21 protein-coding genes are annotated in these 13,732 nt (G+C 61.9%); 3 read left to right on the forward strand and 18 right to left on the reverse strand.

The window, feature by feature from the left end; all coding sequences use genetic code 11:
• Window positions 1-46 precede the first annotated feature (46 nt).
• From flhB to flgC, 5 genes are read right to left on the reverse strand one after another with little or no spacing between them, the layout of a single operon-like run.
• Window positions 47-1,114 (reverse strand): flagellar biosynthesis protein FlhB, encoded by a 1,068-nt coding sequence (gene flhB, locus FHS49_RS06055; RefSeq protein ID WP_184016393.1) that lies wholly within the window; start codon window positions 1,112-1,114, stop codon window positions 47-49.
• A 4-nt stretch (window positions 1,115-1,118) separates the two neighbouring features.
• Window positions 1,119-1,874: a flagellar biosynthetic protein FliR gene (fliR, locus tag FHS49_RS06060; RefSeq protein WP_184016395.1), complete on the reverse strand. Its 756-nt coding sequence runs from the start codon at window positions 1,872-1,874 to the stop codon at window positions 1,119-1,121.
• Window positions 1,871-2,140, reverse strand: coding sequence for a flagellar biosynthetic protein FliQ (locus tag FHS49_RS06065; protein WP_184016397.1), 270 nt, complete (start codon window positions 2,138-2,140; stop codon window positions 1,871-1,873). The genes fliR and FHS49_RS06065 overlap by 4 nt, the downstream gene beginning before the upstream one ends.
• A 6-nt stretch (window positions 2,141-2,146) precedes the next feature.
• A complete protein-coding gene (gene fliE / locus FHS49_RS06070) occupies window positions 2,147-2,467 on the reverse strand; it encodes a flagellar hook-basal body complex protein FliE (RefSeq protein ID WP_184016399.1) in 321 nt (106 codons plus the stop codon).
• 11 nt (window positions 2,468-2,478) lie between these two features.
• Window positions 2,479-2,886, reverse strand: a complete 408-nt coding sequence (gene flgC / locus FHS49_RS06075) for a flagellar basal body rod protein FlgC (protein WP_184016401.1) — start codon at window positions 2,884-2,886, stop codon at window positions 2,479-2,481.
• 109 nt (window positions 2,887-2,995) lie between these two features.
• Here flgC and FHS49_RS06080 point away from each other — a divergent pair, with 109 nt between their 5' ends.
• The 3 genes from FHS49_RS06080 to fliP are packed head-to-tail and all read left to right on the forward strand — an operon-like array spanning window position 2,996 to window position 4,263.
• Window positions 2,996-3,229, forward strand: a complete 234-nt coding sequence (locus FHS49_RS06080) for a FliM/FliN family flagellar motor switch protein (RefSeq protein ID WP_184016403.1) — start codon at window positions 2,996-2,998, stop codon at window positions 3,227-3,229.
• Between the two features lies 1 nt (window position 3,230).
• Window positions 3,231-3,539, forward strand: a complete 309-nt coding sequence (locus FHS49_RS06085; protein WP_184016405.1) for a flagellar biosynthetic protein FliO — start codon at window positions 3,231-3,233, stop codon at window positions 3,537-3,539.
• The gene (gene fliP, locus FHS49_RS06090; RefSeq protein ID WP_184016407.1) at window positions 3,532-4,263 is read left to right on the forward strand and encodes a flagellar type III secretion system pore protein FliP; all 732 of its coding nucleotides are present in this window, start codon (window positions 3,532-3,534) and stop codon (window positions 4,261-4,263) included. Before FHS49_RS06085 ends, fliP begins: the two co-directional genes overlap by 8 nt.
• Here fliP and FHS49_RS06095 read toward each other — a convergent pair.
• Genes FHS49_RS06095 through motA form a run of 13 tightly spaced genes read right to left on the reverse strand, consistent with a single transcriptional unit; the run spans window position 4,260 to window position 13,661 of the window.
• Complete coding sequence (locus FHS49_RS06095) at window positions 4,260-4,946, reverse strand: phytanoyl-CoA dioxygenase family protein (RefSeq protein ID WP_184016409.1); 687 nt, start codon at window positions 4,944-4,946, stop codon at window positions 4,260-4,262. The genes fliP and FHS49_RS06095 overlap by 4 nt on opposite strands.
• Before the next feature lie 49 nt (window positions 4,947-4,995).
• Window positions 4,996-5,418 carry a hypothetical protein gene (locus FHS49_RS06100; RefSeq protein ID WP_184016411.1) on the reverse strand — a complete coding sequence of 141 codons (423 nt, stop codon included), beginning with the start codon at window positions 5,416-5,418 and terminating at the stop codon, window positions 4,996-4,998.
• A gap of 19 nt (window positions 5,419-5,437) precedes the next feature.
• Window positions 5,438-6,310, reverse strand: coding sequence for a flagellar motor protein MotB (locus FHS49_RS06105; RefSeq protein WP_184016413.1), 873 nt, complete (start codon window positions 6,308-6,310; stop codon window positions 5,438-5,440).
• 2 nt (window positions 6,311-6,312) lie between these two features.
• A complete protein-coding gene (locus FHS49_RS06110; RefSeq protein WP_184016415.1) occupies window positions 6,313-6,606 on the reverse strand; it encodes a hypothetical protein in 294 nt (97 codons plus the stop codon).
• Window positions 6,607-6,633: 27 nt separating this feature from the next.
• Entirely contained in the window at window positions 6,634-7,155 is a 522-nt protein-coding gene (locus FHS49_RS06115; RefSeq protein WP_184016417.1) for a chemotaxis protein CheD, read from the reverse strand.
• Window positions 7,156-7,157: 2 nt separating this feature from the next.
• Complete coding sequence (locus FHS49_RS06120; protein ID WP_184016419.1) at window positions 7,158-7,547, reverse strand: response regulator; 390 nt, start codon at window positions 7,545-7,547, stop codon at window positions 7,158-7,160.
• Between the two features lie 16 nt (window positions 7,548-7,563).
• On the reverse strand, window positions 7,564-8,592 hold the full coding sequence (locus tag FHS49_RS06125) for a protein-glutamate methylesterase/protein-glutamine glutaminase (RefSeq protein ID WP_184016421.1): 1,029 nt from the start codon (window positions 8,590-8,592) through the stop codon (window positions 7,564-7,566).
• Window positions 8,589-9,485, reverse strand: a complete 897-nt coding sequence (locus tag FHS49_RS06130) for a CheR family methyltransferase (RefSeq protein ID WP_184016424.1) — start codon at window positions 9,483-9,485, stop codon at window positions 8,589-8,591. The genes FHS49_RS06125 and FHS49_RS06130 overlap by 4 nt, the downstream gene beginning before the upstream one ends.
• Complete coding sequence (locus tag FHS49_RS06135) at window positions 9,482-9,982, reverse strand: chemotaxis protein CheW (RefSeq protein ID WP_184016426.1); 501 nt, start codon at window positions 9,980-9,982, stop codon at window positions 9,482-9,484. The genes FHS49_RS06130 and FHS49_RS06135 overlap by 4 nt, the downstream gene beginning before the upstream one ends.
• Window positions 9,979-12,117: a chemotaxis protein CheA gene (locus FHS49_RS06140; protein ID WP_184016427.1), complete on the reverse strand. Its 2,139-nt coding sequence runs from the start codon at window positions 12,115-12,117 to the stop codon at window positions 9,979-9,981. Before FHS49_RS06140 ends, FHS49_RS06135 begins: the two co-directional genes overlap by 4 nt.
• On the reverse strand, window positions 12,114-12,479 hold the full coding sequence (locus tag FHS49_RS06145; protein WP_184016429.1) for a response regulator: 366 nt from the start codon (window positions 12,477-12,479) through the stop codon (window positions 12,114-12,116). The genes FHS49_RS06140 and FHS49_RS06145 overlap by 4 nt, the downstream gene beginning before the upstream one ends.
• Window positions 12,476-12,793: an STAS domain-containing protein gene (locus tag FHS49_RS06150; RefSeq protein WP_184016431.1), complete on the reverse strand. Its 318-nt coding sequence runs from the start codon at window positions 12,791-12,793 to the stop codon at window positions 12,476-12,478. The genes FHS49_RS06145 and FHS49_RS06150 overlap by 4 nt, the downstream gene beginning before the upstream one ends.
• Window positions 12,777-13,661 carry a flagellar motor stator protein MotA gene (motA, locus tag FHS49_RS06155; RefSeq protein ID WP_184016433.1) on the reverse strand — a complete coding sequence of 295 codons (885 nt, stop codon included), beginning with the start codon at window positions 13,659-13,661 and terminating at the stop codon, window positions 12,777-12,779. Before motA ends, FHS49_RS06150 begins: the two co-directional genes overlap by 17 nt.
• Window positions 13,662-13,732: the final 71 nt, after the last annotated feature.

Consider the following 13,732-nt stretch of genomic DNA (forward strand, 5'->3'; position numbering starts at 1 on the left):
GATGGAGGATGAGGCCGGCGCTGGCCGGTCCAGAATTTTGGGCGATTCAGGCGGCACGGCGCGCGATCCGCATCACGAAGCCGATGATTTCCGCCACCGCGGCATAATGCTCCACGGGAATGGGCCGATCGATTTCGACCGCCGCGTAAAGCGCCCGGGCAAGGGGCGGACTTTCCACGATCGGAACGCCGTTCGCGTCCGCGATCTCGCGGATCTTGAGCGCAATCGTATCCATGCCCTTTGCCACCACCACCGGCGCGGCCATATTCCCATGCTCATACTTCAACGCGACGGCATAATGGGTCGGGTTGGTGATGATCACGCTGGCACCGGGCACGGCAAACATCATTCGGCGACGCGCGCGCTGCACCCGGATCGACCGGACGCGCGCCTTGATCTTTGGATCGCCGTCATTGTTCTTCATCTCGTCCTTCAATTCCTGCAGAGACATGCGCATCCGCCGGAGAAAGGCCCGGCGCTGATAGACGAAATCAGCCATGCCGAGCGCCAGAACGAGAATACCCACGGCCTTGACCAGATCGAATATCAAAGCGCCCGCCACCTTGCCGATCATCCATGTGTTCATGCCGACAAGCTGATCGAGCGCGATCGCCCTGGGCCACAAAACCACGACCGCGACCGTCACGATGATCGTGAATTTCGCCAGCGTCTTGCCAAATTCCACCAAGGCCCGCTGGCCCAATAGCCGCTTGAATCCGCTCATGGGCGAGAGTTTGGACCATTTCGGAGCAACCCGGCTCCACGAGAGCGTCGGGCGCCCCTGAAGGAATAACGTCAGCAGCGCGCAGCCAAAGAGCAGTCCTGCGATCGGCGCGAGCGAGAGCGCGGTCTGCTTCATGATGCCGGTTGCCAGGCTCTGCGCGCCCAGCGGCTGCAGCGCATAATCATCCGCATTCCCCCAAAGCCGGACAAACATGGTGCTGAGGCTGTCGATGGTCCATGTGCCAAGCCCGCCCGCGACCACGATCATGCCCGCAAACATCGTGGCGTGGCGGACTTCGGGCGCATTCGCGACTTCGCCGCGCGCGCGCGCATCGTCGAGCCGCTTCTGGGTCGGCTCCTCGGTTTTTTGGCTCTGGTCGGTCTCGGCCACGGCGTCAGGCCTGCCAGCCGCTCTGGAGGAAAGCCGCCATCGCATTGGCGAAGGCGGTCAGGCTCGCGCCGATGGTCACGGCGAACAAGGCGAAGCCCATCATGATATTGAGCGGCTGGGTGATGAAGAACACTTGGATCGCAGGGGCCATGCGCGCCGCCAGACCCAGCGCCACATTGAACACGATGCCATAGACGATGAGCGGTGCCGCCATACCGAGGCCAAGCCCCATGGCATGACCGACCGCGCTGATCGCGAGCCGCGCGAAATCCTCCGCAGGCGGCAATCCGCCGACCGGAAACACCGTATAGGACTGGATCATCGAACCGATCCACAGATGGTGCACGCCCATCGCGAGACACACGACCGTGGCCGCCACCGCCACGAAATGCGCGATCATCGGCGATTGCCCGCCGAGCGCCGGATCGGAGACGAGCGCTGAAGACAGGCCGATCTGCATACTCACGATCCCGCCGGCAATCGCCGCGGCCTTGAAGACGATGCTGATGATCGAACCAATGGCCAGCCCCACCAGAAGTTCTGAGATGATGATCCCCGGCAATGCGGTGTCGGTCAGTTGCGCAGGCGTCAGGCGACCGTGCAGCAGACCGAACAGCCCGGCCGTGAAGCCCATGCCCAGCAAAAGCCGGATCTGCGCCGGGATCGCCTCTTCGGAAAAAGCGGGGAGCAGCATCAGCACCGCGCCGATCCTGGCGAACAGGATCAGGAAGCCCGTTACGTCGAATGGCAGATCGGTCATGCTCCGCCCGTGATGATCATATCGGAGATGCGCGTCATGAAGGTGGACAGCGCTTGGCCGATCATCGGCAGGGACAGCAGCAGCACCAGCCCCATGATCAGGATCTTCGGCACGAAGGTCAGCGTCATTTCCTGCACCTGCGTCAAAGCCTGAAGCAGGCCGATGGACACGCCCACGATCAGCGAGGTAATCAGCATCGGCCCGGCCACGGTCAGCACGAGCACCAGCCCCGCCCGCGCCAGATCAATCGCCTGTAGCGAATCCATGATCGTTCAGATCTGCATACGCATGATTTCGGAATAGGCGTTCACCACCCGATCCCGCACGGCGACCACGGTCTCCAGCGCGGTTTCGGCGGCGCCGATCGCAGTGACCATATCGATCATGTCGCCCTTGCCCGCCACCTGCTTGGCGCTCTCGCTTTCGGCGGTGCGCAAGGATGCGGCGGCATCTGTGACCATGGTCTGGATCATGCCGCCAAAGCTGGCAGGATTGGCTGAAGGTTCGGCGACGGCGCTTTCTGCGGGCGGCGTCACCATGGTCTTGAGTGCACGGCTATAAGCGGTGGTGGCGTCGAGTGTTCCGATGGACATGATCTTGATCCTTATTTGAGCAGGTCGATGGTGCGCATGGTCAGGCCGCGCGCCGCTTCGATGGCGTTGATATTGGCTTCATAGGAGCGCTGCGCGGCCTTCATGTCGGCCGCTTCGATCAGGCTGTTGACGTTGGGCCGCTGCACATAGCCCTGCGCATCGGCTGCCGGATTGCCGGGTTGATAGACGCTCTGAAACGCCGATTTGTCGCCCTCGATCGATTTCACCGCGACCGAATTGGCACCCGTGGCGCGATCGACCTCGGTCTTGAACGTCGCCACGCGGCGGCGATACGGATCGCCGCCCGGCGTGCGCGCCACGGAATCGGTATTGGCCAGATTTTCGGCGATGACGCGCATCCGCAGCGATTGCGCGCGCAGACCGGACGCCGAAACGTCGATCGAGGATTGCAGCTCCATGATGGTCTCCCGTCCGCTCCATGCAGACATTTCTCTTATAGGCATTTTTTGCCTAGCTGCGGATCAATCCTGCAAATTATTCCTATAACGACCTTGAAAGGAGACCAGCATGTCTGTGCTCGAGGGAATACCGATCGATCTGTCGATCGTGCTTGGATCGACGAACATACCCATTCGCCAGGTGCTCAAGATGAGCCGCGGCGCGATGATTCCGTTCGATTGCGATCATAATGATCCGACGCTCGTCTATGTGAATAACGAGCTCATCGCCAAGGGGCGGATCCTGGTCGACGGTGAAATGATGTCGCTCGAAATCACCGAAGTGATGCGGCGGGCCGGCTGAGGTGGATATTCTCTCCATCCTGCGCACATTGGGCGCTTTGGGCATCGTGCTGGGTCTGCTCGCCGGCGCGCTCTGGGCGGTCCGCCGCTATGATATCACGCTGGCGGGCGGATTGATGGGCAAGTTCATGAATGCCGCGCCCGCCAAACGGCTCTCGCTGATAGAGCGTCTGCCGCTCGATGGCCGCCGTTCGATCGCGCTGATCCGCCGCGACAATCGCGAACATCTCGTGCTGATGGCCCCGGAAGGCGTGCTGTTGCTTGAAGCGCTCCCCGCCCGCAATCCGCCCAAGGGGAAGCCCGATGCGTAAATTGCTGGCGGCTACCGCCTTTGCTTTGCTTCTGACATCGCCTCATGCGGCGCTGGCGCAGAGCATCTCCGCCGATCTGGGCGAAGGGTCGATCTCCGGCCGGGCCATCCAGCTCCTGATCATGATGACCGTGCTCAGCCTCGCGCCGGGCATATTGATGACCGTCACATCCTTCACGCGCATCGTGGTGGCATTGTCCCTGCTGCGCACCGGCATCGGCGCGCCGGGCGTGCCGCCCAATCCCGTGATCATCAGCCTGGCGATGTTCCTGTCCTTCTTCGTGATGGCACCGACGTTCGAGACCGCGTGGAAAGATGGCATCACGCCCTACAATCAGGGCAAGATCACCGAGACCGTCGCCTTCGAACGGACAGCCAAGCCTTTCCATGCTTTCATGCTCAAGCATGTGCGCGAAGAGGATGTGCGCCTGTTCGTCGAGATGTCCGGCAAAAAGCCCGGCACCCGCGCGGATCTGCCGCTCACCACATTGATGCCCGCCTTCATGATCTCAGAACTGCGCCGCGCCTTCGAAATCGGATTTCTGCTGTTGCTGCCCTTTCTCGTAATCGATCTTGCGGTGGCCGCGGTGCTGATGGCGATGGGCATGATGATGCTGCCACCCGCAACCATATCATTGCCGATGAAGATCATCTTCTTCGTGCTAGTGGACGGCTGGGCGCTGATCGCCGGATCGCTGGTGAAGAGTTTCGGCGGACCGGGTTAAACACCAAGCCATTCCAGACACCCTGGCAGACTGTCTGCCGAAAAATCCACCTGAAGAACGCGTCTTCGCGATGGGTTCTTCGCGCGGTCCGAAGCATGTAAGATTGGCGTGGAATAGAGCCAGACATCACCAGCCTCGGCGAAACACTTCCTGATCCCGGACTGATGCACGACTGCGTCAATCATGTCGATCGGGACACGCCCCCTCCTGTGCGAGCCCAGCGCGATCAAAAGCGACGCGTTATTGGCAGACACATCGTCAAGATGGACCCGCAACGTGAGCATCCGGGCTATTAAGTCAAATGGCGGTTCCACATGCTGCATTCCAGCCTTGGTCGTCCAAGGGCCGAATTCGGCTATCTCAATTCTAAGTCTTACGCAGATCGTGCGGTCCTGATGCCAAGCCAGAGACCAATTGGCTTCAGTCGTATTGTCGAACATAATAGCGCGGACGGGACGGCATGTCTGCCCAAGAATGTGGGCGGCGATCGAACCTATCGGCCCATTATTGGAAAGCAAGGGCTTCAGTTTTTCTAGCCCATTGAGCCGGACACCAGCATGACCCTCAGGGAGATCGGAGAATATCGAATGGAGTTGTGCCAGATGCGCTGTAACGCCAGCGCGCAAATGCTGTGCGCCGTCTTTGATGAAAGAGTGCCGCTCGCGATCTGAAATTTCGGTCATAAGCCAGCTAGCTCATGCGTGAACTCCGAAGCAATGCCCGTTGCAATCTCTAAACCGGTGTCGCCTGAGTGATCGCCGCGCGGCCGATTACGCCGGGGCCGTAAACCTCTTGCGCCGCCTGCATGACCAGCGTGCGGAAGGCTTCGAGATTGGGCACCAGACCATCCGGCCCGCTCGCCATCGGTGTCCGGTGCGTCCGCATATTGATGGCGTTCAACAGCAGCGGCACCCGCTCCTTCACCATCGCATCCTCGCCGTTGATCACTTCGAGCTGCACCTCGAATGAGGCATAGCCCGCCAGACGGCCATCGGAGAAAACCAGCGGCGCGAGCACCGGCCCGGTCGGCACAAACACCGGATCCGCTGCCGGAAGAAGCGCCCCGTCCGTCAACCAGCCCGCGCTATAGGCGGTGGCGCCCCCGGCGCTCATCCCGAGCATCAGGCTGGCACCCCAGATGACGATCTTCTTCATGGCGATACTCCCGCAGACATCAGAATTTGAAGCTCACGTCGCGCGGCAGCACAGACGGATCACCCAGGATCACGATGGTGATCCGCCGGTTTTCCGGCCGATCCGGGCGATCGGGATAGATGGGCGCGGTGCCCGCCTTGGCCACCACTTCGGAGAAATGATCCACGGTCAGCCCGGCGGCCACCATCGCCGAACGCGCAGCCAGAGCGCGTTCGCTCGACAGCCGCCAATTGGCGTCGCTCTGCCCCCCGCTGGAGTCGGTATGCCCCTCGATCGCAATCTGCGCGCCCGATTTGATCAGACGGCGCGCGACCTTGCCGAGCAATTCGCGGGCATAGCCGTTCAGCTCGGCCGTGGGACCGCGAAACATCGTGCGATTGGCCGTATCCATCAGATTGATCCGCACGCCATTGCGTTGCTGATCGACACGCACCTGGCGCTGATCGACCGGCGTCGCCGGCGAAGCTTCGAGCGCCACCATCATCTCGTCTGCCAGCATCCGCATCGCGGCCTCGGGGATATCTGCCGTGCCGCCCCGCGCGGCACCCTTGGTGCCGGCTTCCGCTGTGGTTTCGCCCTTGGCCTCGACGGCGTCCGCCTGGGCGCGGCGGCGATGGCCGCCAAAGCCCGCTTCGTCACCCGGCATGTTGGTCAATGTCGGCACTGCCGGTGCGCCTTCGGAGGTGGCGGGAGAAAAATATTCGGCCAGCCCCTTCAGCCGTCCCTTGTCCGGCGTGGCAAGCAGCCAGAGCAGCATGAAAAACGCCATCATCGCGGTGACGAAATCGGCATAGGCCACCTTCCACGCACCGCCATGATGCGCCGCCGGTTTCTTGCGGTTCACCTTGCGGATCACGATGATCGGCTGGTCGTCCTGGCTGAACTGCACCATGCTTATTCTCCCGCCAGCGCGTTGTTCAGCCGATGCTGCATCACATTCAGCCTGATCCGGGCGAGCGCACCCGCTATGTCATGGCCATCGGCCACCCGGCCGAGCAGATCGGCACTCTCGTCCATATGCTGGATGATCAGGTCGAAGGCCTGCAAGGCGTCCAGATAATCGGTCACGAACCGTTCGTCGGAGACGAGTTGCGTTGCCAGACCCTCGATGAGGTCGCGCGCATGACGGATCTCGTCGGCCACCGCCGCACAAAGGGAGGCGCTGGTCTCGTCAATGCGTTTGGTCATGGCTCGGCCCATCATAGTCACAGGATTTCAGAAAAGTTCGACATCGCCGTCCGCCTCGGCCAGCGCGGCACGCGCGATGACGGGCGGCGGCACGTCGCGCACCACCATCGATCGCACCCGGCCTTCATAGGGAATGAAATCCACGCGCCGGGCCAAGGTCCCACCCAGTTCGCAACGGCCGATCTCGATGCCTTCGGTTTCCATGAAGGCGCGCGCAAACTTCGCATTGCTCGTGCCGATTGCGGCGAGCCCGGCAATGATATTCGCCCCGCCATACAGATGCCCGCGCAACCGGTTGCGCATCGCGCCGTGCTGCATCATGCCGTTGATAAGCAATTCCATGGCGTGCACGCCATAGCGCTGCTCGTCCGAAGCGCTGAGCGGCCTGTTGCTCTCGGGCTGCACCAACAGGAAATGATTCATGCCGCCCACACGCGCAACGGGATCCTGGAGGCACACCGCTACGCAGGAGCCCAGCAACGTCGAAATCATGACGCCGGGTTCGGCGATCACGCTCAATTCGCCCTGAATGATGGGGACGCGCCGCATGGCTATTCCAGCTCGCCGAAGACGCGTTCGATCTTTTCCTTCAGCGCGGCGGGCGCGAAGGGTTTGACCACATAGTTGTTGACGCCCAGCGCGGCCGCTTTCTGCACGATCTCGCGATCCGAAGATCCGGTGAGCATGATGAACACGGTTTTACCAATCACCGGATCCGCGCGCACGGCCTCCAGAAATTGAAGGCCGTCCATATCGGGCATGTTGAAATCGGAGATGATGAGGTGGACACGGTCGGACTTGATCGCGTTCAGTGCTTCGATCGCGCTGCCCTTGTCCCGTACATCCTTGAAGCCGATATCCTGAAGCGAGCGGCGGATCATCGCACGCATACTCGTCTGATCGTCGACCACCATAACCTTGATTGTTGCTGCTGCCGGCATGACGATTTCCTGACCCTTACTGCGTTCTGCACGCGCCGAGGATCGCCTCGGGCATGGCAGACAAACTGACTTCCTTTTCGACCGCACCGCGCTCGAAGGCCGCCCGCGGCATTCCATAAACCACGCAGCTCGCCTGGTTTTGACCGAACGTCCGTGCGCCCGCCTGCCGCATCGCGAGCAAACCCTCTGCACCGTCGCTCCCCATGCCCGTCAGGATCGCCCCGACGGCCGAAGCGCCCAGCGCGGAGACCGACCGGAACAGCACATCGACCGAAGGCCTGTGCCCGCCCACCAATTCGGAGGGACGCAGCCGGATATGGCCCGTCGTCCCGCCGGTCAGCTCCATATGGTTTGCGCCCCCGGGTGCTATATAGACGGTTCCACGCCTGATCTGCGTGCCGGCGATCGCTTCGACCACTGAAACCTGACACTCACGGTCCAGCCGCTCGGCAAATCCGCTCGTGAAGCTGGCCGGCATATGCTGCACCACCAGCACCGGCGGGCAATCGAGCGGCAGCGCGCCGATCAACGAGAAAAGCGCTTCCACACCGCCGGTCGATGCGCCGATGGCGATCAGCACATCGCGTTGCTTGCCCGGCAGCGCCGGAGCGACCGGCTGGCGAATTTCGGGTGCCCTGCGCACCTCGAAGCGCGCGGCGTCCCTCACCATCTTGCGAAACAGCGCGCCATCCCGTTCGATCTGGCTCGGATCGCCGGACGGCTTGGCGATGCAGTCCACCGCGCCCAGGCGCAGCGCCTCGATTGTTATTTCAGCCCCCTTGGCCGTCAATGTGGAACACATGATGACCGGCATCGGCCGCAGCCGCATGATCTTTTCCAGAAAGGAGAGACCATCCATGCCCGGCATTTCGACGTCCAGGGTCACCACATCGGGATTGAGCGACTTGATCATCTCGCGCGCGGCATGGGGTTCGGGGGCCATGCCCACCACTTCGATCAGCGGATCGGACGACAGGATCCGGTTGAGCACAGCGCGCATGGACGCGCTATCATCGACGATCAGCACGCGGGTCGGCGCGGTCATTGGCCTGCGCTCCCTTCGATCTTGCCGTAGATCGTCTGCCCTGCGGAAAACATCTTTGCGATGCCGCGCGCGCTCAGCCGCTCCGAATGGCCGATATACAGATGACCACCCGGCGCGAGCATGTCGATCAATTTGGTTTCGAGTTCCGCCTTCGCCGCATCGTCGAAATAGATCATCACGTTGCGGCAGAAGATCACGTCATATTGCAGCTTCATCGGCCAGTGATCGAACAGATTGAGCACCCGTGGCGTGACCAGCGCGCGCAGCTCGTCCGCAATGATGAAGCCCTTTTCATGAGGCTTCACCCAATGCGCGCGATATGCCGGCGGAATCGGCTCGACCGTCGATTCCGCATAAACGCCTTCCGCCACGGAGGCGACCACATGCGGCGCGATATCCGTGGCGAGCAGACGCACGTCGCCGTTGCGCAGCCATGCCGCGCTCGCATGGCTCTCGCCCGCGATCGTCATGGCAATGGTGTAGACCTCCTCGCCGCTGGAGCAGCCCGCCGACCAGATCCGCACCGGCCTGCCCGCGCGGGCGCGCGCCTGCAGATCGGGCAGCACGGCGCTGCGCAGATGATCGAAATGATGCGCCTCGCGGAAAAAATGGGTGTGGTTGGTCGTCAACGCCGTCACCATCGCCCGGCGCTCCGCCTCATCGCGGTTCACCAGCGCGACATAATCGCGGAAATTCGAAACGCCATGCTCGCGCAATCGTCTGGACAGACGCGAATGCACCAGCGTCAGCTTGCTTTCCACCAGATGGATGCGTGCTTCACGCTGCATGATCACGGCGATCTCGCGAAACTCGGCCAGGCCAAGCTCCGCCGACGCGCCGAGTGCAGAGGAATCACCCCGCCTGTCTGCTGTCGTGATCAAATCGTGTTTCACGCGGCGATATCGGTCAGGTGCCGAGTCAGGCTCAGCGCATCGAGATCCAGCAGAAGCACCATGGTTTCCGCATCTTCGGCATCCTTGGTGCGACGTTCGATCTTCACGAGACCCGCGATCACGCTTTCGTCATTGACGTCCACATCGGGTGCCGGCTGGATATCGCCGCCGTTGATGACCACGATATCGGCGACTTCATCGACCAGGAACCCGGCCTGCTTGCCCGCGATGCTCACCACCAGGATGCAGGAGCGCGAATGGATCTGGCTCGGTTCCCAGCCCAGCCGTTCGGCCAGGCCGACGACGGGCACCACCGATCCACGCAAATTGGTGACACCCTTGATATAGAGCGGCACGCTGGGCAGCGGGGTCGGCTCTTCCCATTCGCGGATTTCGATCAGCGCACGCATATCAATGCCGAACATCTGGTGGCCGAGGGTGAAGGTGACGATCTTGCGCTCGTCGGTTTCCGTTTCGGTTTCTTCGGCGATGGTCATGCTGCAATACCCTTTTGTGTGAATTTGACCTGCATGGGGGGCGGCGCGACCAGCGCGTCGATATCCAGGATGAGCGCGATCGATCCGTCGCCCAGGATCGTGGCGCCGCCGAGCCCGCGGATCGGATGGAGATTGTCCTCAAGGCTCTTGATGACGACTTCACGGCGGTTATCGATCGTATCGACCATCAGGCCGACATGACCGGCAGTTTCGCTTTCGACGATGATGATCACCGAATCCTCGGGATTGCGCCGGTCATTGGCTCCGATGCCAAACAGTTCGCTGCCGCGCTTCACGGGGAGATAGCTGCCGCGCAATTCGATCACCTCGGTGGTGGGCGATGTCGCCTTCACCTGCCCGGGCTCCGGCCGGATCGTTTCGATCACATTGGCCAGCGGCAGCACGAAGCGCTGCTCTTCCAGCCGAACGATCATGCCGTCCAGAATGGCCAGCGTGAGCGGCAGGCCCATGATGAAGGTGGTCCCCTCACCCGGCACAGAATGGATTTCCACGCGTCCGCCCAGGGCTTCCACGTTGCTGCGCACCACATCCATGCCGACGCCGCGGCCCGAGATGTTCGAGATGCTCTCCGCGGTGGAAAAGCCCGGTGCGCAGATCAAAGCATCGATCTCTTCGTCCGAAAGCACGGCGTCGGCGCTGATGATGCCCTTTTCCACCGCTTTGGCGCGCACCCGCACGCGATCGATCCCCTTGCCATCATCGCTCACGCTGACGATGATCCTGGCACCCTTCTGCTCGGCAGACAGGCGGATCGTGCCTTCGGGCGATTTTCCGGCCGCGATGCGTTCTTCCGGACTTTCGATGCCGTGATCCACCGCATTGCGGATCATGTGGGTCAGCGGATCGCCGATCTTCTCCAGCACGCCCTTGTCCACTTCGGTGGTCTCACCGATCGTTTCCAGAACGACCTTCTTGCCCGTCTCGCTCGCCAGATCGCGCAGCATCCGCGGAACCCGCGAAAAGGCCTGGCGGATCGGTTGCGCGCGCAGAGACATCACATTGTCCTGGATCTGCCGCGTCAGCCGCAAAAGATCCGGCAGTTCGACACGTTCCTGATCGGGAAGCGACAAACGGTCCGCCAGGATCGAGTTGCGGATCACCAGTTCGCCGACGAGATTGAGCAACTGATCCAGCTTCGACAATTCGACCCGGATCGTCTGGGCCGCCGCTTCGGCCGGACGAACCTCGGGCGTCGGAGCGGACCGGGCCGATGGCGTTTCGGCTGCCACGGGCTTGGCCGGCGCGGCGACGGGTTCCACCGTGACTGGTGCCAGATCGACCAGGGCGGGCGGCGGCGCCGCCGCGGATCGCGCCACTTCGATCAGCGAGTCCGGCGCGACAAAATCGAAACAGTCTCTGATTGCCTGCTCGTCCATCTCGCCGGGCAAATCGAGGGTCCAGATGAAATAGCTGTCTTCGGGATCGAGATCGCGTAATTTGGGCAAAGCGGACACGTCCACCGCAGTCACGGTGCCGCCCATGGCCTCAAGCTCGCGGATCACCAGCAAGGGTTCGCCGCCATTGGCCAGCGCGCCGCGCGACGGGCCGAAGCGCACCTGCCAAGGTGCGGCAACGTCCATCTCGATATCAAGCGATACGCTTACCGGTTCAAATCCGAACGGATCGAAATCCTCGATCGGCGCGACCACCGGCACAAAGCCGAAATCGTCGGCGACTGGTGCCTCGGCCACCACGACAACCGGCGCTTCGGCCACGGCTCCTGCCTTATGCTCCAGCAGTGCATCCAGTTGCGCGAGCATGGCCGCATCGTTCGGCGGATCCGTCTTGAACTGCGCCGCCTTGACGTGATCCGAGAGCACATCGAACGCATTCAACATGGTCTGGGTGACCGCCTCATCGGGCGGTATCTTGCCCCCGCGCACTTCATCGAGCACATTTTCGAAACGGTGCGAAAAGGCGAGCAGCGCCGCATGGCCAAAGGCACCGGAGCCGCCCTTGATCGAATGCACAGCGCGAAACACACCGGCGATCACGTCCGCAGACACATCACCGGCGGCCATGGCCGACAGACCCTCTTCGGCGACGGTCAGACCTTCGGCGCATTCCTCGAAGAAGATGCCCTGAATTTCGTCCAGTTCGCTATCGCCGCTCATGGGCACACGCGGCGGATCGCCGCTCCCAATTTATCGGCATCGAACGGCTTGGTGATCCAGCCGGTCGCACCCGCCTCGCGGGCGCGGGTCTTCTTGTCCTCAGAAAATTCGGTGGACAGAACCAGGATGGGCGTGCCCCGGAATTCGGGCACGACCCGCACGGCTTCGATCAGTTCGAACCCGTCCATCTTGGGCATGTTGATGTCCGTGATCAGCAGATCCGGCATCACCTCGTGCATCCGCTCGAGCCCGTGCGCACCGTCATTCGCGCTTTCGATGCGAAATCCTTGGGCGGTGAGAGAGGCCTTCAGCAGCATCCTCATGCTGGCGGAGTCATCGACGGTCAGGATTAACTTGCTCACTGGACGGACTCCCCTTGAATATCCAGGCCAAGTGCAGCGCTCAGCATACAGGCCTTGGCGCGCTCGACGAACGCGCTGCTCGGATTGGTGATCGCAAATGGCTGATCATGCGTGATCGCTTCCTGCCGCGCGGCAACGAGAAGCTGCAGCACAGCCTGCCCCACGCTTTCCACCTGACTGCCATCGATGAGCATCTCGCCATCGAAATCGCTGCACAGGACGAGACGGACGCGCAGATCTTCTGCGGTGACCGTGGTGCCATGGCTTGGCAGCCGAAGCGCCCGATCTTCGGCTTGATCATACGGTTTGGGCATTGAGGCGATCCTTGGCTTCATCGAGAGCGATCTCGAGTTCGGTGAAGGTGGGGGCGTAGGTCGACGGCGTCATGCGACGCGCGAGTTCGATCGCGACCTGGATCGGCAGCCGCTGGGTATAGGCCACGATCGCCGTCTTCACGATCGAATAGGGCTTGCAATCAGCGTCCACGATCTGGTGCAATTTCGAGGCGATCGGGCCGACAAAGCAATAAGAAAGCAGCACGCCGAGGAACGTGCCGACCAGAGCGCCGCCGATCATTGCACCCAATATGTCGGTCGGCTGATCGATCGACGACATCGTCTTGATCACGCCCAGCACGGCCGCGACAATGCCCAGAGCGGGCAGACCATCGGCCATGATCTGAATCGCATGTTGCGGCAGCAGCTCTTCATCATGATGGCGTTCGATGTCGCGCTCCATGGCTTCCGCCATCTGGTGCGGATCTTCGAAATTCACCGTCATCATGCGCAGATAATCGCAGATGAAATCGATCAGCGGCGGATCGGCCAGCAGGCGCGGATATTGCGAGAAGATCGCGCTCGTATCCGGCGCCTCCACATGCTGCTCGATCGCGGTCGCACCACCTTTGCGAAAGGTGGAGAGCAGCGTGAAAAGCAAGGCGAGGAGATCGCGATAATCGCCCTCGGTCCAGTGCGGACCATCGAAGACCCGCTTGAAACCGGCCAGCGTCTTTTTGACGGTGCCCCCCGAATTGCCGAAGACGAACGCGCCGATTGCAGCGCCGGCGATCGCCAGCATCTCGTGCGGCAAGGCATGGAGGATCACCATTATGTTGCCGCCCGACATCAGGAAGCTTCCGAAGACGCATACCAATATGACGACGACACCAATTCCGTTGAGCATGGACAAAATCCAAAAAGCGGGGGGGCCTAGGCCGGGTTTCTTGATTATAGGATGCTCCGCCCTCTCCCGGC

Origin of the sequence: Sphingobium boeckii, from assembly GCF_014199215.1 — a bacterium.
Classification (GTDB): domain Bacteria; phylum Pseudomonadota; class Alphaproteobacteria; order Sphingomonadales; family Sphingomonadaceae; genus Sphingobium_A; species Sphingobium_A boeckii.